Origin of the sequence: Myxococcus sp. RHSTA-1-4, assembly GCF_020037125.1 — a bacterium.
Taxonomy (GTDB): domain Bacteria; phylum Myxococcota; class Myxococcia; order Myxococcales; family Myxococcaceae; genus Myxococcus.
In genome coordinates this window covers 1-25,144 of the sequence record NZ_JAIQDG010000040.1, presented here as the reverse complement: position 1 = coordinate 25,144, position 25,144 = coordinate 1, and the positions used below count along the sequence as shown (strand labels likewise).

Sequence of the window (25,144 nt, the reverse complement as noted above, 5' to 3'; positions counted from 1 at the left end):
CTCAGTTGGCGCGGAAGAACGCGATGCTCTTCTGGAGGCCCTCCGGCACCGAGCTGAAGTGGTCGCCGGGGATGGAGTGGGCATCCACGTCCAGTCCGGCCTTCCGCGCGTGCAGGGCCGTCTTCAGGGACTTCTCGCCGAAGTAGGACTCCTCGCTGCCGAAGAAGAGCCGGGTGGGGCACTTGAAGCTGCTGGCGAAGGCCCCGGGGGAGCGCATCTTGATTTCGCGCGGGTCCGCCATGGCGAAGGGGACGATGTCCTCGCGTCCCTCGATGAAGCCCTCCTGGTCCGGAGAGCCGGAGAGCGACGTGGCGGCCTTGAAGGCGCGGGAGGACTGGGCCGCCAGCAGCGCCAGGGTTCCTCCCACGCTGTGTCCGGACACGTAGATGCGGGAGGCGTCCACGCCCGGCACCCGGGCGAGCGCGTCCGCCGCGGCCAGCACGTCGTCCACCTCGTCATAGAAGAAGCTGAAGGTGCCCGGCTGTCCGTTCTCTCCGCGCAGCAGGGGCGTCATCACCACGAAGCCCGCCTCGCGAAGGGGGCCCGACATCTCCCAGTCCTCCTGGCCGAACGCGAAGCCTCCGTGGAGGAAGAGCACCGCGGGATGCTTCTTCCCATCCTGGGGGACCTCGCTGACGAACGCGGTGAGGTCCAGGTCTCCCGAGCGATAGGTCACCCGGGTCGCGCCCGGGAGGGCCTCGACCGCTTCTCCCTCCTGTGGAGAGGGCCCCTTCCGGAGCAGCGTCGTCTTGAAGCCGCTGCGCGCCTGGGCGTAGTCCTCTCTGGCGGCTTCTCCCGCCGGAGTGCAGCGGCAGCCGGAGGTGAGCGCCAGGAGGGCCGCCGCGAGGTAGAGCGGGAAATAGCGGGCGGGGAGTCGTCGCATGGGGACGGGTTACAACTCCAACGCGCGGTCCCCTGCAAGTGCCGCCCTGGCGCTGGAGGCGCGGGGGGCCTCTCCGTGAAGGGAGAGGCACCCGCCGCGCGGGCTACCTACTGCTGGGACTTCTCCACCACGCCGCAGGCGATGCGGCCACCCGCGTCACCGGTCGGGTCGGAGTAGTAGTCGTCCTCCTTGGTGTGCACCATCGCCGCCGAGCCGTCCTTGTCGAACATGGACTTCAGGGTGAGTCCGTTCTGGGCGAAGAAGTCGAATTGCGCGCGGCCGTCCTGGCCCACGTAGAGGTTGGGCAGGTCACCCGCGTGCTTGCCCTTGGGCGACATGATGCCGTGGGCCTTCTTGTGCGGGTTGAAGTGGCCACCCGCCGTCTTGAAGTCCGGGGCCTCGCACTTGCCCGTCTCGTGGATGTGGAAGGCGTGCTGGCCCGGCGGCAGGTTGCTCAGGGTGCCCTTCACCAGCACGCCCTGGGCCGTCTGCTCGAACGTGATTTCACCCACGTCCTTGCCCTCGGCGTCCTTCACCAGGGCCTTCGCCGTCTCTCCCTTCTTCGGCGCGGGCTTCTTGGCCTGCGCCGGCGCACCCGCGTCCGGAGCCCCCTGGCCCTGGGCCTTCTCGCCCTTGGCCTTGTCCTGGGCCTGGGGCGCGGCCTGCGCCTTGTCTCCCTTGGCCTTCTCCTGGGCCTTGGGCGCGGCCTGCGGGGCCTGGGCCAGCGCGGGAGCGGCGGCGAAGAGAGCGGCGGCGGTCAGCAGGGAGTGAATCTTCATGGGTGGGTCCTTCCTCCTGGGTAGGTCGCTACGAAGCGAAGGTGGACACTAGCCACCCGGAGCGCCCGGCGCCCTGGAAACCGTGCGGGCCGGCGAGCGAAACCACTGGGAGCCTTCACTTCGCTTCCGGCTTCCCCAGCGGCACCGGCACCACGCGTGAAGCACCGAAGGCCGGTGCCCAGAGGCCCTGGACCTCGGGCCCGTTGAGGAACCGCACGAGCGCCCGGAAGGCGGGCAGGGGCCCCCCCAGCGAGTCCGCCCAGACCTGCCCCCGGGGCGAGAGGTTGGGCACCAGCGGCCCCAGCTCCGCCAGCGTCGACACGGAGCGGGTGACGACCAGGCCCTCGTCCCGCAGGCGCTGGGGGACGTACAGCGGCGCGAAGCGGGCGTGCCGGTGGTCGTGGACGCAGCCCTCCTCCTCCAGCAGCGCCGCCGACAGGGGCAGCTCGCGCACGTTGAAGAGGAGCTTCACCGCGCCCAGGTGCGGGTCATACGGCCCGCGCAGCCGGTGGTCTCCGCGGGGGATGAGGCGCCGGTCCAGGTAGCAGTACGCGCGGGCCTCGGGCGGCACCGTGCCCCGGTGGCGCGCGCCCCCGTAGCGGAAGAAGGGACGCACGTGGCCCGGGTCCACCTCCAGGGGCGGGCCCGCCTTCAGCGCGCGCAGCTTGGGCAGCAGTGCCTCCGGGAGCCCATGCGCCCGGGCGAAGTCGGGAAGCGCCTCTTCGCGGGCCAGGGCGAAGGCGCGCAGGCGGGCCAGCAGCCGCTCCGGGTCCGCGTCCACCAGCAGCTCGTCGAAGCGCGTCTTCACCCCGGGCAGGCTCACCGGGACGAGCGTGGTGAGCGGCTCACCTTCCGCGCGCCAGCGTGCGTCCAGCGCCTCGGCCTCCGGCGCCGTGGGGACCAGACGCCACTCGGGCGCCACGGGCGTGAAGTCCCGCCAGCCGCCGTCCTGGCGCTCGAAGCGGGGCGCGGCGCGGGCGCCCGGCAGCGAGGACCACACGGTGATGCAGGTGCGCACCTGCGTGCCACGGAAGACGCCGGGCCCCAGGTCCACCACCTCCCGCAGGGCCAGTGTGTCCAGCAGGGACTGGCGCAGCGGGGCGTAGAGGAAGGCGTCCAGCAACGTCGCGGGGGTGATGAAGGCGAGCACTCCCGGGCGCGACACCAGCCGGTGCGCGGCCACCAGGAGGAAGAAGGCGAAGTCGTCGCGCAGGCTGGTGCCGGGCGGCAGGGCCAGGGGCAGCAGCGCGCGCAGCCGGGCGTAGGCGCCCGCGTCCTTCAGCACCGGCGAGGTACCGTTGTAGGGCGGGTTGCCCACCCACAGCTCCCGGTGCTCCGGCGGCGTGGCGGCGAGCAGCGGCTCCAGCCCGCCCCGGAGTGCATCGCCCGCGCGCACGTCCGCGCCGGGCACCCGGGCCTGGCAGACGCGCGCCACCTCCGGGTCCAGCTCCAGGCCGCACAGCCGCGCGTCGGGCCGCAGCCGTGCCGCCGCCGTGAGGAACGCGCCCGCGCCACAGGCCGGGTCCACCACGGTGAGCGGGCCCTCGCCCAGGTGCGCCAGCGCGAGCGCCAGCGTGCGTTCCACCAGCGGCGCGGGGGTGAAGAAGGCGCCCACCGCCTTGCGGTCCAGCCCGGGGAACTGATGGACGAGCCTCTCCTCGTCCACCCCCCGTTGCCTGTAGCCAGCTCGCCGCATCCGGTTCCCCCCATGCTACCCACCGCCATACCGTGCGGGGGCCGCTCCGCTCCAATGCGCGTGAGTGGAAAACGTTACCGTGGCTTTCGCGTCAACCCTCTGCCCTGGAGTCGGAGGCCGGAGTCGTCCCGGACACGGTGGCGGCCGCGCTCCCGGCCCCGGCCTCCGCCGGGGGGCACCCCTGGCTGCGGATGCGTTTCGTGCCCCGTCGCGGAGAAGGACCTTGCGGTTGGCGCGGTCTCCGATGAGATAGCGATTCGTTGAAGACGCGTTATCGAACGACTCTCCGCCCCGTGGGCGCCACGCCGGTGGAATGAGCATTCTCCGGCATGGCGGACGCGGGGCCGGGCGCCTGCTCCCCCGTCAGCCGGTCCGGGGTGGGCGGCTTCGAGGAGGACAGGTATGGCGGCGAGAAGTGACGAAGAGCTGATTGTGGCGGCACGACAGGGCGATGAGGGTGCCCTGGAGGAGTTGCTCAACCGTCATGAGCGCCAGGTGTACCGGTTCGGCCTGCGCATGTGCGGCTCGGAGGAGGACGCCAAGGAGGTGCTCCAGGAGACGCTGCTGACCGCCTTCAAGGGCCTGCACGCCTTCCGTGGAGACGCGGAGCTGTCCACCTGGCTCTACCAGGTGGCTCGCAGCCACTGCTTCCGGACGCGGCGCCGGCGGGCGGGCGTGCCCGAGGAGCACCTGTCGCTCGACTCACCCGCCGCGTCCGAGGTGCCCACCGAGGGGCAGCCTCCCGACGAGGTCTCCCATGCGCGGCAGATGGGAGAGGTGCTCCAGGCCGCCATCCTCGCGCTGCCCGAGAACTACCGCGAGACGCTCATCCTCCGGGACGTGGAGGGCCTGTCCGCCGAGGAGGCCGCGAAGGTGGTGGGCATCGAGGTGAGGGCGCTCAAGAGCCGGCTGCACCGCGCGCGGATGCAGCTTCGCGAGCACCTGGCCACGCTCATGGGAGAGAACGCCGCGGCCGGCGGACATGGCTGCCCGGAGCTGGCCCAGGAGCTGTCCGAGTACGCGGGCCAGGACATCGACCAGGCCGCCTGTGCCCGCATCGAGGAGCACCTGGGGCGCTGCCCGCGCTGCGCCGAGGCCTGTGACTCCCTCAAGCGCACCGTCTCCCTCTGCCGCCGCATTCCGGGGGACGAGGTGCCCGCGCCCGTGCGCGCGGCGGTGCGGCAGGCGCTCCACGGCGCCGGGCCGGCGCGGGCCTCTCCCTAGAGGGAGTGGCCGCAGTTCTTGCAGTACCGTGCGTCCAGGTCGTGGCCCTGGACGCCGCAGCCGGGGCAGGCGCGCGTGTCCACGGAGTGGCGGGTGGCGGCGGCCAGCTCCACGGAGACGATGCCGGTGGGCACCGCGAGCACGCCGTAGCCCAGCACCATCAGCACGGAGGCGATGAACTGCCCGAGCACCGTCTTGGGGGTGATGTCGCCGAAGCCCACCGTCGTCATCGTGACGATGGCCCAGTACATGGCCCGGGGGATGTTGTCGAAGCCGTGCTTCTCGCCCTCCACCAGGTACATCACCGAGCCCATGACGACGACGACGCTGAGCACGCCGCCGAGGAAGACGGTGATTTTCGGCCGGCTGGCGCGCAGCGCGGTGAGCAGCACCTCCGCCTCTCCCAGCAGGTGGGCCAGCTTGAGCACGCGGAAGACGCGCAGCATCCGCACCGCCCGGATGACCAGCAGGGACTGGGCCCCGGGGAAGAACACGCTCAGGAAGGTGGGGAGGATGGCCAGCAGGTCCACCAGTCCGAAGAAGCTGAGCGCGTAGGCCAGCGGCCGGCGGACGGCGATGAGCCGTAGCACGTACTCCACGGTGAACAGCACCGTGAAGCCCCACTCCAGGGCGCGCAGCTCGAGGCCGAACCGCTCGCGCACCCCGGCCACGCTCTCCATCATCACCGCGGCGACGCTGAAGAGGATGGCCCACAGCAGGGCGATGTCGAAGGACTTCCCCGCGGGTGTGTCGGATTCGAAGATGACTTCGTGCATCCGGGCGCGGAGGCCGCCCGCCGGGCTCTGCTCGGTTTTCCTGGACACGGCGCCAGTCTAGGCGCCCCGGGCCCATTGGAAAGTAAGGACGGGACCCGGACCCCTTGGTGGCCCGGGCCCCGTCCCTTGCCCTCCCTTCGAGGAGGAGGAAGGAGGGCAAAGTCGTGTCAGGCCTGGCCGGGCGTGGGCACCGCGGGCGGCGTGCCCGTGGCGGTCGACGCGGGCACCTCCGGCGCGGGCATCGTGGGCTTCGCCGCGCCCACGTGCATCCGGTGCTTCACCTCCGCGAAGCGGTCGGAGGCCTCCTGCTCCGGGAACATCAGCGACACCAGCACGCCCACGGCGAAGGCCAGGGGAATGGTGATGATGCCCGGGTTCTTCAGCGGGAAGAGCGCCGTGGCGTTCTTCAGCAGGTCCACCTGCACCGTGGGCGACAGGAAGATGAGCACCACCGCGCTGCCCGCGCCCGTCAGCATGCTGGCCACCGCGCCATTCGTGGTGAAGCGCTTCCAGGCCATGGACAGCAGCAGGGCGGGGAAGTTGGCGCTCGCGGCGATGGCGAAGGCCAGGCCCACCATGAAGGCCACGTTCTGCCCCTTGAAGGCCACGCCCAGCAGCACCGCCAGCACGCCGAGCACGAGGCTGGCCAGCCTCGCCACCTGGAGCTGCTCGTGCTCGGGCGCCTTGCCCTTGCGCACCACGCTGGACCACAAGTCGTGGGACAGCGCCGCCGCGCCGGACAGCGTCAGGCCGGCCACCACCGCGAGGATGGTGGCGAAGGCCACCGCGGAGATGAAGCCCAAAAAGCCCGTGCCGCCCACCACTTCCGCCAGCATGGGCGCCGCCATGTTGCCGCCCTTGTCCACCCCGGTAATCGCCTGCCGGCCCACCAGCACCGACGCGCCGAAGCCGAGGATGAACGTCACCAGGTAGAAGTAGCCGATGAGGCCCGTGGCGTAGAACACGCTGCTGCGCGCCGCCTTCGCGTCCGGCACCGTGTAGAAGCGCATCAGGATGTGCGGCAGGCCCGCCGTGCCGAACATCAGCGCCACGCCCAGGGAGATGGCCTCCAGCGGGCTACTCACCAGCTTGCCGGGCGCCAGCGTCTCCGGGCCGTACACCGTGGCCGCCTCGTTGAAGAGGGTGAGCGGGTTGAAGCCGAACTTGTAGAGCACCGCGCCGGCCAGGGCGGACGCGCCCGCCAGCAGCAGCACCGCCTTCACGATCTGCACCCACGTGGTGGCAATCATCCCGCCGAAGAGCACGTACAGAATCATCACCGCGCCCACGATGATGACCGCCATCTCGTAGGACAGGCCGAAGAGCAGGTGGATGAGGTTGCCGGCGCCCACCATCTGCGCAATCAGGTAGAAGCTCACCACGGTGAGGGTGCCCAGCGCCGCGGACAGGCGCACCGGCGTCTGCTTCAGCCGGTAGGCCACCACGTCCGCGAAGGTGTACTTGCCCAGGTTGCGCAGGGGCTCGGCGATGAGGAACGTCACCACCGGCCAGCCCACCAGCCAGCCCACGGAGTAGATGAGGCCGTCGAAGCCGGACGTGGCCACCAGGCCCGCGATGCCGAGGAAGCTCGCCGCGCTCATGTAGTCGCCGGCCAGCGCGAAGCCGTTCTGCATGGCGCTCACGCCGCCACCGGCGGCGAAGAACTCGGACGTCGTCTTCGTCTTGCGCGCCGCCCAGTACGTAATCGCCAGGGTGATGCCAACGAAGAGGAGGAAGAAGATGATGGCCGTGGCGTTGGGCTGGCCGAGCTGCGTGCCTGCTGCTGCGGTCGGGTTCATGCGGTCCTCACTTTCCGCCACGGAGTTGGTGCAGGGCGCGGTCGTACTTCCCGTTCGCCCAGACGATGTAGATGCCCGTCAGCCCCCACGCGGTGAGGATGACGAGCGCGCCCAGCAGGATGCCGACGGACAGCCCGGGGGTGATTTGCTGCCCCATCAGCGGCTTGTTGAAGGCCACCAGCAGGATGAAGCCGAGGTACGCCACCAGCGTGGCCACCGTGAGCACCGCCGCCACGCGCCAGCGTGACGCGGCGAGTGCTTCCAGCGCCTCCTCCTTGGAATTCGCGGACATCGTCGTTCCTCCTCTCAACGCTTGGACTGCGTGGGCATGCCCTTGACGAGCAACTCATCGAGGACGGCCGGGTCGGCCAGGGTGGTGGCGTCGCCCAGGTTCTCCGTCTCACCCGAGGCAATCTTCCGCAGCATGCGGCGCAGAATCTTCCCGGAGCGCGTCTTGGGCAGGCCGTTGACCAGAACCACACGGTCCGGCGTGGCGATGGGGCCGATGACGTGGCGCACCTGCTCCTTGAGCGCGCCCACCATCTGCTCGGGCGAGGCGTCCTGCCAGTCCGGCTTCATGGTGACGAAAGCGCACACTCCGGTGCCCTTGAGGTCATGGGGGAAGCCCACCACGGCGGCCTCGGCGACGGACTCGTGGGCCACCAGCGCGCTCTCCACCTCGGCGGTGCCCAGGCGGTGGCCCGAGACGTTGAGCACGTCGTCCACGCGGCCGGTAATCCAGTAGTAGCCGTCCTCGTCGCGGCGGCAGCCGTCGCCGGTGAAGTACAGGCGGGGGAAGCGCGAGTAGTACGTCTCCACGAAGCGCTGGTGGTGGCCGTACAGCGTGCGTGCCTGCCCGGGCCACGAGCGCGCCAGGCACAGGTTGCCGGTGACGCCGTTGCCCTCGATGACGCGGCCCTCGTCGTCCACCAGCACCGGCTCCACGCCGAAGAAGGGCAGGGTGGCCGAGCCGGGCTTGCACGGGGTGGCGCCGGGCAGCGGCGCAATCAGGATGCCGCCCGTCTCCGTCTGCCACCACGTGTCCACCACGGGGCAGCGGCCCTCGCCCGGCACGTCGTGGTACCAGCGCCACACCTCGGGGTTGATGGGCTCTCCCACGGAGCCGAGCAGGCGCAGCGACTTGCGCGAGGACTTCTTCACCCAGCCGTCGCCCTCCTTGATGAGGGCGCGCAGCGCGGTGGGCGCGGTGTAGAGGATGGTGGCCTTGAGGTCGTCCACCACCTGCCACAGCCGGCCCGCGTCCGGGTACGTGGGGGTGGACTCGAACATGACGGTGGTGGTGCCCATCGCCAGCGGCCCGTAGAGGATGTAGCTGTGGCCCGTCACCCAGCCCAGGTCCGCGGCACAGAAGTGCACGTCGTCCGGCTGGATGTCGAAGATGTAGCGGAACGTCGTGGCGGCATAGACGAGATAGCCGCCGGTGGTGTGCAGCACGCCCTTGGGCTTCCCGGTGGAGCCGGAGGTGTAGAGGATGAAGAGCGGGTCCTCGGCGTCCATCCACTCGGCGGGGCAGGTGCCGCGGTGCTTGGACATCTCCACGTCCAGCCAGGAGTCGCGGTCCTCGCGCATGGGCACCTCCTTGGGGGTGCGCCGCACGACGAGGATGGAGCTCACCTGGGTGAGGCCCTCCACCGCCTCGTCGGCGATGGCCTTGGTGGGCACGAACTTCGGGCCGCGCGGGCCCTCGTTGGCGGTGACGAGCACCTTCGCGCCCGAGTCGAGGATGCGCTCGCGCAGGGCCTCGGAGGAGAAGCCGGCGAACACCACCGAGTGCACCGCGCCGATGCGGGCGCAGGCCAGCATGGTGTACGCGAGCTCCGGCACCATGGGCAGGTAGATGCAGACGCGGTCACCCTTGCGCACGCCGTGGGCCTTCAGCACGTTGGCCACGCGGCCCACGTGGTGCTGCAGGTCGCGGAAGGTGATGACCTCATATTCGCCGGGCTCGTTCTTGGCCCAGATGATGGCGGGCTTGCCGGGGCGCGTCTTGGCGTGGCGGTCCACGCAGTTGAAGGCGACGTTCAGCTTGCCGCCGCCGAACCAGGAGAAGTCCACCTGGTCGGCGTCCACGTCCAGAATGGTGTCCGGCTTGTGGAACCAGGTGAGCTGCTGGGCCATCTCGCCCCAGAAGGCCTCGGGCTCTTCCAGGCTCTTCTTGTAGAGGCGCTTGTAGTCCTCCAGGTTCTTCACGTGGGAGGTGAGGCTGAACTTCTCCTTCGGCTGGATGAACGTGTCCTGCGTCTGCGTCATGGGGTCATCCTCGTGGCGTGAAGTGGGGGTCAGTAGAAGAACTGGAGCTGGGCCGTGCCGGTGATGCCGGTGTCGGCCTCGGAGAGGTCGCCCACCTTGGAGATGGCGACCTCGGTCTTGAGGTTGAAGGTGTGGGCCTGGAACCAGAGGTTGAAGCCGGGGCGGATGACGAGCAGGTCCTGGTTCACCACGCGCGAGTTGAAGTACTCGCCGGAGAGGACGGGCTCGAGCCTGCCGAAGCGGTAGCCCAGCTCGGAGAAGAAGCCGGTGCCGCTCTGCGCGTTGTCCATGCCCTCGCGGTAGTGGAAGACGGTCGTCTGGAAGACCACGGCCTGGTCATTGGCGAGGGGCAGGTCGAGGAAGACGTCCGAGGAGAGCGCGAGCGAGTCGTGGACGCCGGAGGCGGTGGCGACGGCGGAGGGCTGGTAGTCGGCGCCGAGGCCCACGGAGAGGCGCGGCTTGTCGTCGAAGTAGATGCCCTGGAAGAAGAGGTCCTCCTCGCGGGTGAGGAAGTACCAGCGGACGTTGGCGACGCCGCGGGGGCGGTCGTCCGGGTTGACGGTGGCCTCGGGCTTGCGGACGCCCTCGACGCCGTTGAGGAGGGCGGCGCGGAAGCCGAGCTTCCCCACGAAGCCGCGGAGCTGGATGCCCGTGTCGCGCCAGACCTTGCCAACCCCGGGGGTGAAGCGGACGAGGCTGGAGTGGTAGTCCACCGTGTTGAGGGCGACGGCGCCCTGGAGGTTGTGGCGGGAGAGCGGGGCGATGAGGAGGCCAGCGTCCACCCAGATCTTCTCCGCGAACATGTAGGAGATGAACGCGTCCTGCATGAAGAGCGTGACGTCGAAGTTGCCGTCCTTGCCGTAGTTGGGCTGGTCCGTCTCGATGAAGAACGACAGGTTCTTGGTGACGTTGCCGAAGACGAGCAGGCGGACGCGCCGCAGGAAGAGGTCGGTGCCCACGTCACCGGTGGGGGCTCCGTCCTTGATGAGCTGGAGCTGCGGCTGGAGGAGGACGTTGACGTTGAGGGAGGCCTCTTCGCCGAGCGTTATCTTCCCCGCGGACGCGGGGCCGGCGTGCAGCAGGGCCACGAGCGCGGCCAGGAGCGACAGCAGGCGGAAGGGGAGTGGGCGCATGCCCCCGTCCCAGAGCAACGCCTCTGCCAACGCACGTTGCCCGGATATTCAGGACCTTACGGGTTGGCCCGGTGCGTCAGGGTGTTACGGAAGGTGACGGTGTCGTTACCCTGGTAACGATTCGTGCAATGCGTCGTAACGCGTGTGGAGTGTCTTTGACCCCTGCATGACGCAGAACAGGCGTGTGCCTTCAAGGGCTGACGCAGCTTGTCATGCGCGCTTCAGCCACCGAGCGGCCTCAGCAGTCCGGCTTCACCGAGCCGTTCCTGGATGGATGCGGCGAGTGCCACGTGCGCGGGATGGGTGGCGGTGAATCGCTCGGGGGTGAGGATGACGAGCGTGCCCTTGTCCTCCACGGGTTCGATTCGCACCGGCGCTGGCAGGGGCGGCACCGTGCCACGGCTGCGCGAGAAGTACATGGCCCAGCCCACGAAGGTCCCCGGCTCGGCGGCCTTGAGGACCTCCGCGCGATGGATGTGCGAAGTCGCGATGCCCCACTCCGGCTCCCAGGCGAGTGCCATGGCGCGAAGAGCCCGGGTCATCACCTCGGTATTGATGAGCCGCTGCGCGACAGGCCCTTGCCGCGGAGGATTGAGCGTGCACGAATTACACACGTTTGTGGAGGTCAGGCCACACTTCAGAATGATCCCGGTGGTGCTCCCCTGGGGCTCTCCGTTCCATGCCGTGAGGCTGAACCCGCCCAGAAGTTGATGCTTCTTGTTCGAGAACAGCTGCACGAAGGTTGATGCGCGAGGAACAAGCAATTTCTTGAGCGCCTGCTCACGGGTTCTGCCTGTTCCGTACCAACTCGTCCAAGTTGGGTCCAGTGGGCCAAGACCTTGAAGGAGGGACTCCACGCGCTGTGCACAGGTCTCGGCTGGCTCCTTGCGAGCAGGCCAGTACACACCTGCGTAGTAGTCTTCATTCATGTGGAACGCTCCTCGAGGATCTCGCTGGAATGTGGACGATCTCGATTCTGCTGAGGCCGTTCGCATCGAAAAGCTTGCGGAGGTAGTCAGCCAGTCTCTTCTCCGCCACGACCCACCGCAGGGGCACTCCGTTGGCAGCTTCGAACTGCTTTGTCGCCTGCGAAAGGATGCCGTCGAAGCCTTCGAAGAACGAGAGTGGCTCCAGGTTGTCGTCAATGAACTTCGCGATGTTCGGGCCCTTGGTCTCCAGGAGGATGTCCGCATCGAAGCCGTCGAAGTCCACGAAGTCCCTGGGACCACTGCCGGTCCGTACACGGTAGACCCATCCTTCAGGCGCACCCGTGTTCTGGGCCTGGTACTCCCTGGCGGCGGGCTTCATCCCCTCGTTCTTCTGCTCCCACCGTCCAGGACCGCGCTGGGGTGGGGGCCAGGACCTTGTGGGGATGCCATTGCCTCCACCGCCTGCTCCGGCGCTGGCCGCGTGCAGGACATAAAGGGCAGTGGCGCCCTCGCCAGCAACCGTTACGAGCCGACCGGCTGGGACTGCCACCGCGCGCAGCGCCAGGGTGCCATCGGCTGCGAGGGAGAGCACGGGCACACCGAGTTGCCCCAGCCGGCTCCCGGCGGAGGCGATGCGCGCACTGCCCGCGCCCGCCGTGCCGCACGTCAGCAGGATATTGCTCAGCAGTCTGGAGGCCTGCCGTACCTGCTCGCCATGGGGCAGAGCGCGGTATCGCTCCCAGTACTCCGGGCTGTGCTCAATCAGCGTTCGTACCGCGGAGGGCAACTTCGCCAGGCCTGCGAGGCTCTCCTCGGGCTCCAGCACCAGCGTCACCACGCCGTTCACGGTGTCCTCTACCGCCCGGCCCATCCCCTCCACTGCGGGGCCCGCCGTGTTCGTGTCCGGCCTGTAGCTGCCCGCCACGCGCGCGTCGGGATGGTGCCCGAGGTCGTCCTCCAGTCGGTACAGGTGCGCGTCGCCCCGCGTGCCGTAGAAGGGTCCTACCTCGAAGCCTTCCGCGCGGAGGGTGCCGTCAACCAACTCCACCTCCCCCGCGTATTGAAGCGCCTCGCCTGTGGTGGAACTCACCAGGTAGCCATCAGGCCGAAGGACGAGCGTTCCCGCATATCGCCGCATGCGGACGTGCAGTTCTTCGCGCGATATGTGCCTGCCAACCTGAACCACGCCCACCAGCAGGTGGGCCGCCATGCGTCGCGGGCCCCAGTCGCGCAGGGGGGCCTCAGCTTCCAGCAGTCGCGTCAACAGCGCTGCTGCTTGTGGCGGTGTCAGTTTCCGCCCGTCCACGGGCAGCAGGGTGGGGGAGACGCCAGCGCGCACCATCAGGCCCTGGAACCAGTCAACGTCGACGAGCGATGACTCGATAGGGCCGAGCCCGCTTTGAGTGCGTTGCTCCAGTGCTCGTTGGTGGAGGAACTGGGACTGGGGCAACGTCCCCCTGCGGAGATGCCAGGAGAGAGGGTCGTCTATCGGCAACGGGCCGCCCGTGCCGCAGCCGCTGAGCACCACTGCCAGCGCGAGGAGGGCACAGACCTGGAGGCTCAAGGATGGACGTCTCGCTTCATGCCATGGCCCTCGTATGGACGATGCTCCGCCTGAAGAGAAGTGATGGAGTTGTGACCACGGAACGATTCGAGCAGTGCGCCGTAACCGGTGTTTCGTCGCGGACCCGTGTACGGCGCGGAGCATACGCGTGCCTTGGAGGGCTGCCGCAGTTCGTCAAACGATGGGTGCGCGGTGCAGATCGAGCAGGTCCGGGGCATTCCGTTCCAAGAGGCCTTCGAAGGCGCTCCATCCGTGTGCGACGATGAAGCGGACTTCACTGGGGAGGACGGGGAAGAGCCAGACAAAGACAGTGGGAGGCGTGGTGCTGGAGAAGGTGGCGAGGCTCTCCGGGAAGAGGACCGGGCTCGAGGCGTAGAGAGCGGTGGCTTCGGTGCCGTGCAGGATGGGGCCGCCGAGGTGGACTACTTCTCCTCGGAGCAGGGCCCTGTGGTCCTGGAGCATGCGGGTCGCGACTTCGAACAGCGTGCCCGCGAGTTCATCCCGTGCCTGTGACGCTTGAACGGAAAGGAGGAGTTCCTGTCTGACCTCTCTAGCCCCCTTCAAGCGGAGCACGTGATGGCTGAGTCCGAGGGTGGCGTAGGTGGTCGCAGAGGTGTCGGGCTGGTCCCGGAATCGGCAGCCCTGCACCCCCGTTGGGGCCCCGGAGGCAGAGCAGCCTCTTTCAATGGAGCCGAGGATACTCTCCAGGTGCGTGCTGATGTTCATGTGCATCCGTAGGCATCGATGCCGTCAGGTGCTACCAGCAACGAGAGGAACTCGCTGGCGAAGGTGCCGCCATGCGGCGGGATTATTGCCGCCGTGAGCTTGGCCGAGAGGCTTTTCGAGCGCGCGAACTAGTCCGAGGTTGTCGGTCTACGCGTTTCTCTAGTTCCTTTTCCAGCGGCTCAAGCAGGTCACCACGGCGGAACTGCGCAGCGACTCGGGGCAACGCCGTTTCTTCCGTTACGCCCAGTACTTTCAGTGCTGCTGTGACCTTGCGAACAGCACTCTTGTACAGTTTCTGTCGGTTCTTGTCGAAGTACTCACGGATTGCCGGAAGGTTCTCGTGGTCTACAGAATCTCTCGTTACGTCTTTGCTCCGCAGAAGGACATCTCCGACCACCATTGCCAAGAAGTGCGATGCATAGGGGACAAAGCGAGCTTGCAGGCTACCCCGTTTGCGTTCGTTCTCAACGAGTCGGAAAACAAGCACGGAGAGGAGGACGTGTGCGGGAAGCAAGTCTTCGCGAAAGATTTCTTGGTATAAGTCACCGAAAAGCCTGCTGCGCCTGAACTTGGCGGCATTAGGCTTGCGACGCCAAACTGCCATGATGGCTTCTGCAGCTACGGAGGAAGTGATGGTATCGCCTCCCGTCGCTATGTCGTCACGCTTGCGCTTATACTCGAACCCCAGTTCCTTGAGGCCGAGGGCCAATCGGTCTTGAATTGGATCGTTAGAGCGCAAGTCGGTCAGGTCGACAGGGTTTTGGCTGTTTGTTGCGTATGTGATGTTGTTGACGAGGTCGTCATCTCGACTTGCGAGTTCATAGAGTCTGAGGAGAACGGAGCTCGCTTGGTAGTCGCCAGTGGGGTCGTCTTGTATTCTTTTTTGGATTGTTTTGCTGGTCTGTCCTCCGTTCACAATTTGGAGGTTTTCGACGCGAATTGTGTGGTCGCCTCCCTGGAGTGCGTTGTGTGTAAACTTGGTGCAGATGGCGGTAATGCCGTTGTTGAAGAAGTAGAAGTTCGATCGCTGCTTGGGGTCCTCAAGAGTCTTGTATATTGCTGAGTTGACACGATTGTCCTTTAGGCCTAGGTAACGCCTGATGTTCCGCTCAAGCAGTTTGTCGCCATTTGTTTCGAACAGCTTTCCAATTTCTCCCACCTGGACTCGGCCGATAAAGACTCGCCGAAAGTCAAACTCTTCAAGGATTGACTTCCCAACCGTGCGAAGCGTCGCGTCGACCGGTTGCTGTCTGCGCATTAGTTCTACGAGTGCGCGGTGATTGAAATGTGTAAAAACTACTCGGTCATTTGGGAGCGCCGCCTCCCGGATACGAGCATCTCCATTGGATTCCCAGCGCCCGCCGTTGTTGCAGAGAACAATGTGTACCTTTGGGAAGTTCCCGTCTACAATCAGTGAACGAATCTCGGTGAGGGCAACGGTGAGTGTGTTGCGAGCCTGGATCTTCTTTCTGGGATCGAAAATTACTCGGATGGTTTCGATGATCCGGCCAATGGCATTGGCTGGGTATCCTGATGTTCCGTCGAGGCTCTTGCTGTACTTTCCTTGGAAGAGGGTGACGTCAAACTCTCCGTCCTGCACATCGCCAATGTGGAGTGCGTCGATTCCGCCGTCGTCCCCGCCGTCAGTTAGCATTTCGATGGCGGAGTCTTCATCGAGTTGAAGTAGTGACTGGGCGCAAAGGACAACAAATGCTGCAGACTTTCGCTTATGCGAGTCTCCTGATGCCTCGTGGCCTAGTCGGGCGACCAGGTCAGCCTTGCGCCGTTCGGCGAACGCAGAGACTCGCTGGTCGATGAGCCCCGCATCTACATCGGTCTTGAGGAGAGTTGACTTGGTCGTGGCCACTAGTCGTTCCACCAAGCTGAAGAGGTTTGAGGTTGTGAGGCTAGCAACGTTCTTTGTGGGGGACCATACCTGGGTCCTTCCATATTGCGGGTAGGAGGTTCCTGTCTCCGTGCACACCGCCGATGCTGTGGTCTTCTTTTGCTGCGTGCCGTCATGGCGTTACATGGATGGAAGTTCTTGAAATGCAAGTACATCTTATTCGTGATGTCCAGTGCGTACTGGTAGGAGCACCATCAAGTACGTCTGCACTTTCTCACGCCCGCGTGCGGGGAATGCCCAGCTTCTGGCGCTTCTCCCACAAGGCCTTGCGGCTGATGCCCAGCCGCTTCGCCAGCTCCGTCTCGCCCATGTGCTCCTGGTGCTCCAGCACGAAGCGCCGGAAGTACTCCTCCATCGAGTCCGGCGAGCCACCGACCTCCTCGGCTTCGCTCTCCCCGGAGTCCCGGGCCTCGGCGTCCGCGGCGCCGTGGCCATTCCCTTCCGGCAGCTCCAGCGCCAGCAGGTCCGGCGTCACCACCGGCCCATCCGCCAGGATGACCGCGCGCTCGATTGCGTTCTCCAATTCGCGCACGTTGCCGGGCCACGGGTGTGACGTCAGCGCCATCATCGCGTCATTGGAGAACGACGCCGAGGCCCGGCCAATCTTCCGGCACGCCTTGTCCAGCAGGTGCTTCGCCAGCGCGGGGAGGTCCTCTCCACGCTCCCGCAACGGCGGCAGTCTTATCTCCACCACCCGCAGCCGGAAGTAGAGGTCCTGCCGGAACGCTCCCTCCTGCACCCGCCGTGGCAGGTCCCGGTGCGTCGCCGCGACGATGCGCACGTCCACCTTGCGCGGCCGTGTCGAACCGACGCGCCGCACCTCGCCGTCCTGCAACATCCTCAAGAGCCGCGCCTGCGCGGGTGCCGGCAGCTCGCCAATCTCATCCAGGAATAGCGTCCCGCCGTGCGCCGCCTCCACCAGGCCCGCGTGCGCCGCCTGCGCTCCCGTGAAGGCGCCCTTCTCGTGGCCGAACAGCTCGCTCTCCAGCAGTCCCTCCGGAATCGCCGCGCAGTTCACCGCCACCAGCGGCCCGTCCGCCCTCGGGCTCTGTGCGTGAATCGCCCGCGCCACCAATTCCTTGCCCGTGCCGGACTCCCCCAGCACCAGCACCGTGGCCGGGGAGGGCGCCACCTTGCGGACGCGTTCGAAGACCTCGCGCATCGGCCCGCAGCTCCCCACCATGCCGCTCACCGGGTGTGCCTGCTCCACCTCGCGCTTCAGCGCCGCGTTCTGCCGCGTCAGCTTCCCCTCGCGCAGCACCCGCTCCACCTGCATCAGCAGTTCGTCGTGGTCGAACGGCTTCGCGATGTAGTCCACCGCCCCCAGCTTCATCGCGTCCACCGCCGACTTCACCGTGGCGTAGCTCGTCATGATGAGCACCGGCACCCCCGGGCACATCGCGATGACGTCCGTCCCCGGAGCCCCGGGCAGTCGCAGGTCCGACAGCACCAAATCAAACGAGTCCAGCGAGTAGTCCGCCGCCGCCTCCTGCACCGAGCCCGCCTCGGATACGTCGTGTCCCGCGCGCACCAGCAGCCTGCGCAGCTCCGTGCGGATGATGGGTTCGTCCTCGATGACCAGGATGCGACTCATGCCAGTGCCCCCCGTCCGGACCGTGCGCTCAGCCCCACCCCGCGCGAGTCCGGAAGGCTCACCGTGACGCTAGTCCCTCCCCCCGGCCGGTTGTCCACCAGCATCGTTCCCCCGTGCTCCCGCACGATGCCCGCCACCAGCGCCAGCCCCAGCCCCGTTCCCTCGCCAGGCTGCTTCGTCGTGAAGAACGGCTCGAAGACGCGCTGTGCCAGCTCGCCGGGGATGCCGTGCCCCCGGTCCAGCACGCGCAGGTGCACCCCATCGTCCCCAGCCTCCGCTTCCAACTCCACCACCCCGCCGTCCGGCGACGCGTCGATGGCGTTGGTCAGGAGATTCACCAGCACCTGCTCCAGCCGCTGCGGGTCCGCCAGGACCTCCAAGCCCTCCGGGCAGCGGTGCTCGAAGCGCAGGCCGCGGTCCTTCCGGGCGCCACGCGCCATCCTCGCGAGCTCCACCGCCTCCGCCAGCAGCGGCCCCACCGCCACCCGGGTGAAGGGGCGCGCTTCTCCGCCCACCGTGCCCGCATGGCTGAAGCCCACCAGCGCCCGCACAATCGCGTCGATGCGCCGGCACTGCTGGAGGATGAGCCCCACGCGCTCGCGCACGGCCTCCGCGTCGTCCAGGTCGTACTTGAGGTTCTGCGCCAGGCTCGCAATCGCCGTCAGCGGGTTGCCAATCTCGTGCGCCACGCCAGCCGCCACCCGCCCCAGCGACGCCAGCCGGTCCTGGTGCGCCAGCCGCGCGTCCACCGCCTTGCGCTCGGTCAGGTCCTCCACCAGCAGCGCCATGCCCTCGGACGTGCCTCCGTCCTCCTCCGTCGGCGACACCCGCGAGCGGTGCATGCGGAGGATGCGCTCCCCGCCAGCCACCGTGACACGCGCCTCGGTGTCCTCCTCGGCCCCGGCCGCGAAGCCGGACAGCAGCGGCCCCCACGGCTCCGGCAGCGCCGCCAGCGTGTGCCCCCGCACCGCGCCCGGCTCCACGCCCGACAGCCGCTCCAGCGCCGCGTTCCAGATGACCACCTCGCCGTCCGGGCCCACCGCGCACACGCCCAGCGGCAGGTCCTCAAGGATGTGCCGCAGGTAGCGCCGCACCGCTTCCAGCGCGAGCACCGGCCCGCCCTGCATGCCCCGCGCGTCCCGCAGCAGCTCCTCCACGAAGCGGAGCTGCTCCGCCAGCGCCGTGCGGGAGCCGGGCTCCAGCCGCAACGCCTCCTCCACCGTCAGCCGCGCCAGCACCGGGCCGATGAGGCCCGACAGGTTCCGCTCCACGCCGTCGCGCAGCCGGCGCAGCTCCGTGGGCCGGCGCTCGTCGGGAGGCAGGCCCAGCGCCGCCAGCGCCCGGTCCACCTCCGCCGCCGCGGCCTCCTCGCCCAGCAGGGGGGCCAGCCGCTGACGGAACTCCTCGGGCGAGCCCGCCTCCACACCTCCCGACGCCAGCGCGGGCGCCTCGCGCGTGCACGCCCGCGCGGCCTCCGCCTCCGCCGCCGACTGCCTCGTGGCCAGGGACACCGCCACGAACGCCAGCGTGTTGAGCGCCAGCGACGTGAAGGTGGAGAAGCCCCACGGCTCGTCCGAAGGGAAGCCCAGCAGGCCCGCCACGCGGCGCGTCCACACCACCACTCCGGGCGAGGCCCACAGCGGAACCACCAGCGTCATCGCCCACGTCGCGGCGCCCATGCCCAGGCCCGCCAGGAAGCCCGCCCGTGTGCCGCGCTTCCAGAAGAGCAGCCCCAGCACGCCCGGAGCGAACTGCGCCACCGCGACGAAGGACACCAGCCCCAGGTCCACCAGCCCCGTGCCGCGCGTGTCCAGCAGCCGGTAGAAGCCGTAGCCCGTCAGGATGATGACGGCGATGAGCAGCCGGCGCGCCCAGAGCAACCAGCCATACAGGTGCGCCCGGCCGCGCGCGAACCCCAGCGGCAGCACCAGGTGCGTGAGGCACATGGGCGCCAGCGCCAGCGTGGTGACGATGACCATGGCGCTCGCCGCGGACACGCCACCCAGGAAGGCCACCAGCACCAGCCCCGTGGCCCCGCGCGACGCGGGCACCGAGAGCACGTGGAAGTCCGCGGGCCAGGGCAGCCCCACCGCGTCGCCGCTCCACAGCAACACCGGCACCGCGAGGTTCATCACCAGCAGCACCAGCGGGAAGGCCCAGGTGGCCGTGGACAGCGCGTCCTTCTCCGGGGCCTCGGTGAAGGCCACGTGGTAGCTCCGGGGCGTCAGGAAGGCCGCCGTGCACGACAGCGCCAGCAGCGGCGCCCAGGACGCATCGCGCGCGGGCGCTTGCATGTCCTCCACCGCCTCCGGGTGTGCCTCCAGCCATGCCAGCAGGCCCTCCACGCCGCCGAACACCGAGGACACCGCCCACACGCCCACCGCGACCAGCGCCACCACCTTCACGGCCGACTCGAAGGCGATGGCCAGCATCAGCCCCTCGTGCCGCTCGCGCGGGGTGAGGTGCCGCGCGCCGAAGAGGACGGAGAAGCCGGTGAGCACCGCGCAGAAGCCCAGCCCCACCAGCGTGGGCGAGGCGGAGGGGCTGAGCACCTTCGCGGACTCGACGACGGCGCGCACCTGCAGCGCCAGGTAGGGCAGGCTGCCGGCCAGCATGAACAGCGTCACCGCCGTGCCGGTGGACTGGCCCGGGTAGCGGAAGGCGAGCACGTCCGCCAGCGAGGTGAGCTGCAGCTCGCGCGTCAGCCGCAGCAGCGGGCGCCACAGCACGGGGACGAGCAGGCACGCCAGCGTGACGCCCAGGTAGATGCCCAGGTAGCGGAAGCCGTGCCGCGCCGCGTAGCCCACGCTGCCGAAGTAGGACCAGGACGTGGCGTACACGCCCAGCGCCAGCGAATACACCAGCGGGTGCTGGGTGATGCGCGAGGGGATGACGCCGCGCTCGGCCGCGTAGGCCACCAGGAACAGCACCAGGAGGTACACGACGGACGCCGCGACGAGCGAGCCCAGCTCAAGCGTCATGGCCGCCGCTCCGGTGCGCCGCCCAGCCACCCAGGGCGATGACGCCCAGCCAGACGATGAAGGGCAGGTACCCGGGCGCGCCCTCCGCCAGCCACAGCCGGCGCAGCGGTGAACCGAAGAGGAGCACCGCGATGGCGAAGACGAGCAGCGACAGCATGGCGGGCGCGTCGGGCTCGGTAGGGCGCTTCATGCCGGGGAGGATAGCAGTGGTGCGGCGGCCGGAAGCCAGGGCAGGCAGGCGGGCGGCTCGCACTGGAGCCCTCCCGCGGGGCGGGGCTGCGAGGCGTGCCACCACACCGGCTACAAGGGGCGCTCCGGCATCTTCGAGCTGCTGGTGGTGGACCCGGACCTCCAGGACCTCATCGCCCGGGGCGAGCCCACCGTGACGCTGCGCCGCCATGCGCGCCAGCGCGGCCTGCGGACGCTGGTGGAGGACGCCCTGGACAAGGTGTCCTCCAGGGCGACGACGCTGGCGGAGCTGGTGCGGGTGGTGCCCTACCGCCACATCCTCGCCGCCCGCGACGAGCGCGACGGCGCGGAGTAGGATGCCGCCGCTTCCAACGAGGAGGAGGGGGGCCATCCGATGATGACCGTTCAGGAGCTGCGAGCGCTGAGCCGTCGCTTGACCGAGGCGTTCTTCTGCCGGCAGGTGGGGCCGTTCGTGCTGGTGCAGAGGCCCCCCAGCCCGGTGATGGCGCAGCTCGCGTTGAAGATGGGCGCGGCGCGCACGACGATGGCGCGGGACATTCCCAGCCTGGAGCGGCAGCAGGTGGCCCTCTGGCTGCACTTCGACGCGCTCTCCGTGGCCACGCTGCCTCCGGTGGAGGGGCAGGACGTGCTCACCGTGGGCCGCCAGCCGGACTGCGACCTGGTGGTCAACGAGCCCTCCGTCTCCAAGCGCCACGCGCGGCTCTGCTGGCATGGCCCGGAGGTAGGCTGCACCCTGGTGGACCTGCGCTCGAGCAACGGCACCTTCGTGAACGCGAAGGAGCTGGAGCCCGGCGGCGAGGTGCACGTGCGCGACGGCGACCTGCTGGGCTTTGGCGACGCGACGTTCGCCTACCTGCTCGCGCCGTCCTTCTACGCGAAGATGCAGCGCATCTCCCTGTGAGCCGTGCGTGGACGGGGGCCTCCCGTTCCACGCGCACAGGGGCTACCTGAGGGATATGGCAGGGGCAATGGAGAGGCAGGCGGCCGGACACGGGGCCGGAGGGCTCCTGGGCGCCGTGGGGTACAGGCTCAAGGAGACGGCCTCCGGTGCGCCCCAGACGCCGGAGGCCCAGGCCGACGAGGCCCTGGAGACGCACGAGCCGGAGACGCCGCTGTGCTGCTCGCGCTGCGGCCACCCGGTGACGCGCGTGCGCCACCGCATCGCCGTCAACGGCCGGCATTCCCACACGCGCGCCAATCCGTACGGCTTCGTCTACCACTTCGGCTGCTTCGCCCAGGCGGACGGCTGCACCGTGGACGGCCCGCCCACCGAAGAGGAGACGTGGTTCCCGGGGTTCCGCTGGCAGGTGGCGCACTGTGCCGCGTGCCGCACGCACCTGGGCTGGGCCTTCCGGGGTGAAGGCAGCTTCTTCGGCCTGCTGCTCGACAGGCTCACCCTTCCTTCCTGAGCGTGCTACGCCTTCGGACGCGCGACGAACGCGAGCCGGGAGGGAGCGCACGTGGAGACGAAGCAGGGAGACTTCGGGCCGCCGCGGGACGAGCAGGAGCTGTCGGCCACCGCGGACATCATGATGCACTCGTACGCCATGGCCCCGGCGGACGCGGCGGCCTGGACGCAGCGGGTGGGCGCGGCGAACCTGCGGCTCCTGCGTGAAGGGGGGCGGGTCGCGGGCACGCTCGTCTCCATTCCCATGGGCCAGTGGTACGGCGGGCGCGACGTGCCCATCATCGGCGTGGGCGGCGTGGGCGTGTCCCCGGTGCACCGGGGACATGGCACCGCCACCCGCCTGATGCAGAGCCTGCTGCGTGAGGCGCGCGAGTCCGGCGCGCCGCTGTCCACCCTCTATCCCGCCACCCAGCCCCTGTACCGGCGCGTGGGCTACGAGCACTCCGGCGCGCGGTATGAGATTCGCGTCCAGGTGCCCGCGATTGACGTGCAGGAGCGCACCCTGTCGCTGCGTGCCATCGAGGAGCGGGACGAGGCCGCCATCACCGCGTGCTATCAGCGCATGGCGCAGTGGAGGCAGGGCTGGCTGTCGCGGAGTCCCTACCTGTGGGCCCGCGTGCGCGCCCCTCGTGCCGGGGCGGCCCATGGCTACCTCGTGGAGGGCGCGTCCGGCGTGGAGGGCTACGTGTACCTCGTGCGCAAGCAGACCACGGGGTTCAATCAGGAGTTGATTGCGTCCGACCTGGTGGCGAACACGCCCGCGGCGGCGCGGCGGCTCCTGAGCTTCCTGGGCGACCACCGCTCCCTGGCCAAGGAGGCGGTGTGGTACGGCGGGGCGGACGACCCGCTGCTCCCGCTGCTGCGCGAGCAGACCTATTCGGTGAAGCTGGACATGCACTGGATGGTGCGCGTGCTGGACGTGGCGAAGGCGCTGGAGGCACGCGGCTGGCCGGTGGGGCTGTCCGGAGCGCTGCACCTGGAGGTGGAGGACGACCTCCTCCCAGAGAATCGGGGGCGCTTCGTGCTGGAGGTCTCCGACGGCGTGGCGCGCGTGCGGCGAGGCGGGGAAGGGCGGATGCGGATGCACGTGCGCGGCCTGTCCTCGCTGTACACGGGCTTCCTGTCCGCGGAGGCGCTGCGGGCCATGGGCGCGCTGGAGGCGGACGACGCCTCGGTGCGCGCGGCGGTGTCCCTCTTCTGGGGGCCGCAGCCGTCCATCCGCGACATGTTCTGACGCGGGCGTGGCCGGGTCAGCGCAGGACGTGCTCGGCCTGTCCGTAGGGCAGGTCCGCGTGGACGCCGTGCTCGCGGCACCAGGCGATGAGCTTGCGGGACTCGACGAGCTGCGGCGAGTTCTCGTGGTAGCCCATCACCATGACGTGGCCCAGCCAGGGCTCGCGGCCCATGGCGTAGATGTGGACCTGCTTCGGCTTCAGCCTCTGCACGATTTCGATGGCCCGCGCGGCGTTGGAGCCGTTGAGCCGCCGGGACTGGTCCATCTTCCGCTGGAGCGGCGCGGGCAGCAGCGGGCCGTACATCCAGCTCAGCGGGCCGCCCTCGGACTCCATGCCCAGCCACATCATGTCGATGTCGCCCACCTCGCGGTGGACATGCTCGTAGAGGCGGGGCTCCAGCGCGTTGGAGTCCGCCGCCATCAGCAGCGTCCGTCCCTCCAGCTTGACGAGGTGGGCCAGCTTGGCCTGGATGTTGAGGTCGCCGTGCTCGCCGATGAAGGGCAGGCCGATGAGCTCTCCGCCGGGCAGCGGCAGCGACTCCAGCTCCGAGAGGGCCACCACGTTGGTGAAGCCGAGCTGCTGGAGCATCAGCTTGAGCGACGGGTCCGCCAGCCCGCCGCCGCTGCTGGCCGGTACCACCACGGTGCCGATGCGGTGCCGGAGCTGCAGCAGCGGCTCGAACATCAGGTGGTCCGCGTGGCCGTGGGTGATGAGCACGTAGTCGATGTGCTCCGGAAGGTCCGAGTACGTGTAGCGCCGCAGGTCCGACGGCACGTCGTAGCTGATGACCGGGTCCGTGAGGAGGCTCACCTCGCGCGACTCGATGAGCACGCAGGCGTGGCCGAAGTAGCGGACCCGCACGCCGTCTCCGTCGTAGCGCGGCGCCGGGGGCGGCGGCTGCTCCGTGAAGAAGGCGGCGAAGGTGTCACGGTCCTTCGAGTCGATTCCCAGCGCCTCGCGTACCGCCTCCGCGGAGCCGGGCCGGCGGCGCATGGAGAAGAGCGTGTCGAGGGCCCCGGTCCGGTAGGGCACCCTCGCGATGAGGCTGCCGTCCGCCGTGTCCAGCCGCGGGGTGCTGAAGACGTAGGGCCGCGCGTCCTGGTGGATGAGCCGCAGGGACAGGCTCTGTGAGGACGTGCGGTGGAAGGGGCTGCGGTAGAGCAGCGGCTCGAAGAAGCGCGGCGAGGCCCGGTTCTTCAAGTCGTACGTCAGCTCCACGTAGCCGCGCAGGAGGTCGGGGACCCGGGGGTACAGCTCCTCCAGCGAGAAGCCCTCCGCCGAGTCCAGCAGCGCGTCCAGTTCCTTCACGGCCTGGGCGTACTGGAGCGACAGCGCCTCTTCCTTCAGCGTGCGCTCCAGCAGCGCCTTGATGTCACCCAGCCGGTCCACGCCGTAGTTGATGTAGGGGCCGCCCCGGAGCGCCGGGCTCTTCAGCGCCGCCACGTGGATGGCCGGGTTGGCGACGAAGGACTCCATGATCTTCACATGGAGGTTCGCCACGAACAGCGGCGCCGTCATGGGAGACGCCAGGAACCACCACGCGTACCACTGGTTGTAGAGGGGCTCGGCGACGACGTTGGGCTTCAGGTACAGGTCCTGCTGGGACATCCCATGCTCCTCGGGTGATTCCGGCTCGGAGTTCCGGGGACCCCTGAGACCCCGGAACTCCAGGACTGTAGCGCCTGCCTTCCGGTGTGACATCCCCCGGGGCGCTCTCGGGCAGGGGGAAAGGAAGACCGGCCGCTTGCTCGGGGCAGGCGTGGTTGTGACGTATCTTCGACCTTCCGGCAGGAACGGAAGTTCCGGAGTTCTCCCGCCACACCTTCGACCATGCACCAGCCGCGCACCCTCATCGACCTCCTGGAAGAGCGAAGCCTCACGCGTGCCGAGCATCACCTCTACACGTTCCTGGAAGACGGAGCTGGAGAGGGCACCGCGCTGACGCGCGGAGAGTTGTATTCACGTGCCCGGCGTATCGGCGCGGCGCTCCAGCAACTGGCTCCCGCGGGCGAACGCGCGGTGTTGCTGTA

Annotated in this window: 21 protein-coding genes and 1 pseudogene; 6 read left to right on the top strand and 16 right to left on the bottom strand. The window is 68.8% G+C overall.

The genetic code is table 11. The features are described from left to right. Position 1 precedes the first annotated feature (1 nt). From K8638_RS37570 to K8638_RS37560, 3 genes are all read right to left on the bottom strand, one after another. Positions 2-883 (bottom strand): S9 family peptidase, encoded by an 882-nt coding sequence (locus tag K8638_RS37570; RefSeq protein ID WP_223759546.1) that lies wholly within the window; start codon positions 881-883, stop codon positions 2-4. Positions 884-990: 107 nt separating this feature from the next. Continuing rightward, a complete protein-coding gene (locus tag K8638_RS37565; protein WP_223759545.1) occupies positions 991-1,662 on the bottom strand; it encodes a superoxide dismutase family protein in 672 nt (223 codons plus the stop codon). Positions 1,663-1,777: 115 nt separating this feature from the next. Further along, a complete protein-coding gene (locus K8638_RS37560) occupies positions 1,778-3,358 on the bottom strand; it encodes a class I SAM-dependent DNA methyltransferase (protein WP_370644220.1) in 1,581 nt (526 codons plus the stop codon). A gap of 402 nt (positions 3,359-3,760) precedes the next feature. Here K8638_RS37560 and K8638_RS37555 point away from each other — a divergent pair, with 402 nt between their 5' ends. Continuing rightward, the gene (locus tag K8638_RS37555) at positions 3,761-4,582 is read left to right on the top strand and encodes a sigma-70 family RNA polymerase sigma factor (RefSeq protein WP_223759543.1); all 822 of its coding nucleotides are present in this window, start codon (positions 3,761-3,763) and stop codon (positions 4,580-4,582) included. On the opposite strand, the gene K8638_RS37550 is transcribed toward K8638_RS37555, so the two are convergent. The 12 genes from K8638_RS37550 to K8638_RS37485 all read right to left on the bottom strand — a co-directional run bounded on the left by K8638_RS37550 (position 4,579) and on the right by K8638_RS37485 (position 20,451). After that, positions 4,579-5,406, bottom strand: a complete 828-nt coding sequence (locus K8638_RS37550; RefSeq protein ID WP_223759542.1) for an ion transporter — start codon at positions 5,404-5,406, stop codon at positions 4,579-4,581. The genes K8638_RS37555 and K8638_RS37550 overlap by 4 nt on opposite strands. A gap of 119 nt (positions 5,407-5,525) precedes the next feature. Further along, positions 5,526-7,157 (bottom strand): sodium/solute symporter, encoded by a 1,632-nt coding sequence (locus tag K8638_RS37545; RefSeq protein ID WP_223759541.1) that lies wholly within the window; start codon positions 7,155-7,157, stop codon positions 5,526-5,528. A 7-nt stretch (positions 7,158-7,164) separates the two neighbouring features. Beyond that, positions 7,165-7,449, bottom strand: a complete 285-nt coding sequence (locus tag K8638_RS37540; RefSeq protein WP_223759540.1) for a DUF485 domain-containing protein — start codon at positions 7,447-7,449, stop codon at positions 7,165-7,167. A gap of 14 nt (positions 7,450-7,463) precedes the next feature. Continuing rightward, positions 7,464-9,428: an acetate--CoA ligase gene (gene acs, locus K8638_RS37535; RefSeq protein WP_223759539.1), complete on the bottom strand. Its 1,965-nt coding sequence runs from the start codon at positions 9,426-9,428 to the stop codon at positions 7,464-7,466. 29 nt (positions 9,429-9,457) lie between these two features. Continuing rightward, positions 9,458-10,561, bottom strand: coding sequence for a hypothetical protein (locus tag K8638_RS37530; protein WP_223759538.1), 1,104 nt, complete (start codon positions 10,559-10,561; stop codon positions 9,458-9,460). 221 nt (positions 10,562-10,782) lie between these two features. Beyond that, entirely contained in the window at positions 10,783-11,490 is a 708-nt protein-coding gene (locus K8638_RS37525) for an immunity 52 family protein (RefSeq protein WP_223759537.1), read from the bottom strand. Beyond that, positions 11,483-13,054: a Tox-REase-5 domain-containing protein gene (locus tag K8638_RS37520; protein ID WP_223759536.1), complete on the bottom strand. Its 1,572-nt coding sequence runs from the start codon at positions 13,052-13,054 to the stop codon at positions 11,483-11,485. Before K8638_RS37520 ends, K8638_RS37525 begins: the two co-directional genes overlap by 8 nt. A gap of 174 nt (positions 13,055-13,228) precedes the next feature. Next, positions 13,229-13,786: a suppressor of fused domain protein gene (locus K8638_RS37515; RefSeq protein WP_223759535.1), complete on the bottom strand. Its 558-nt coding sequence runs from the start codon at positions 13,784-13,786 to the stop codon at positions 13,229-13,231. Between the two features lie 76 nt (positions 13,787-13,862). After that, positions 13,863-15,647, bottom strand: coding sequence for an AIPR family protein (locus K8638_RS37510; RefSeq protein ID WP_223759534.1), 1,785 nt, complete (start codon positions 15,645-15,647; stop codon positions 13,863-13,865). Positions 15,648-15,900: 253 nt separating this feature from the next. Next, entirely contained in the window at positions 15,901-17,280 is a 1,380-nt protein-coding gene (locus K8638_RS37505) for a sigma-54 dependent transcriptional regulator (RefSeq protein ID WP_223759533.1), read from the bottom strand. Beyond that, positions 17,277-20,261 (bottom strand): ATP-binding protein, encoded by a 2,985-nt coding sequence (locus K8638_RS45040; RefSeq protein ID WP_305071222.1) that lies wholly within the window; start codon positions 20,259-20,261, stop codon positions 17,277-17,279. Before K8638_RS45040 ends, K8638_RS37505 begins: the two co-directional genes overlap by 4 nt. Then, complete coding sequence (locus K8638_RS37485; protein ID WP_223759532.1) at positions 20,251-20,451, bottom strand: hypothetical protein; 201 nt, start codon at positions 20,449-20,451, stop codon at positions 20,251-20,253. Before K8638_RS37485 ends, K8638_RS45040 begins: the two co-directional genes overlap by 11 nt. A 144-nt stretch (positions 20,452-20,595) precedes the next feature. On the opposite strand from K8638_RS37485, the gene K8638_RS37480 reads away from it, so the two are divergent. The 4 genes from K8638_RS37480 to eis all read left to right on the top strand — a co-directional run bounded on the left by K8638_RS37480 (position 20,596) and on the right by eis (position 23,113). Beyond that, positions 20,596-20,805: a hypothetical protein gene (locus tag K8638_RS37480; protein ID WP_223759531.1), complete on the top strand. Its 210-nt coding sequence runs from the start codon at positions 20,596-20,598 to the stop codon at positions 20,803-20,805. Between the two features lie 39 nt (positions 20,806-20,844). Further along, on the top strand, positions 20,845-21,372 hold the full coding sequence (locus K8638_RS37475; protein WP_223759530.1) for an FHA domain-containing protein: 528 nt from the start codon (positions 20,845-20,847) through the stop codon (positions 21,370-21,372). Positions 21,373-21,487: 115 nt separating this feature from the next. Then, positions 21,488-21,880 carry a cereblon family protein gene (locus K8638_RS37470; protein ID WP_223759529.1) on the top strand — a complete coding sequence of 131 codons (393 nt, stop codon included), beginning with the start codon at positions 21,488-21,490 and terminating at the stop codon, positions 21,878-21,880. Positions 21,881-21,931: 51 nt separating this feature from the next. Further along, on the top strand, positions 21,932-23,113 hold the full coding sequence (gene eis / locus K8638_RS37465; protein WP_223759528.1) for a GNAT family N-acetyltransferase: 1,182 nt from the start codon (positions 21,932-21,934) through the stop codon (positions 23,111-23,113). 16 nt (positions 23,114-23,129) lie between these two features. Here eis and K8638_RS37460 read toward each other — a convergent pair whose 3' ends face one another. Next, positions 23,130-24,722 carry an MBL fold metallo-hydrolase gene (locus tag K8638_RS37460; RefSeq protein WP_223759527.1) on the bottom strand — a complete coding sequence of 531 codons (1,593 nt, stop codon included), beginning with the start codon at positions 24,720-24,722 and terminating at the stop codon, positions 23,130-23,132. Positions 24,723-24,944: 222 nt separating this feature from the next. Between K8638_RS37460 and K8638_RS37455 the strand changes: the two are divergent. Next, a pseudogene (locus K8638_RS37455) lies at positions 24,945-25,144 on the top strand (AMP-binding protein); the annotation flags it as partial.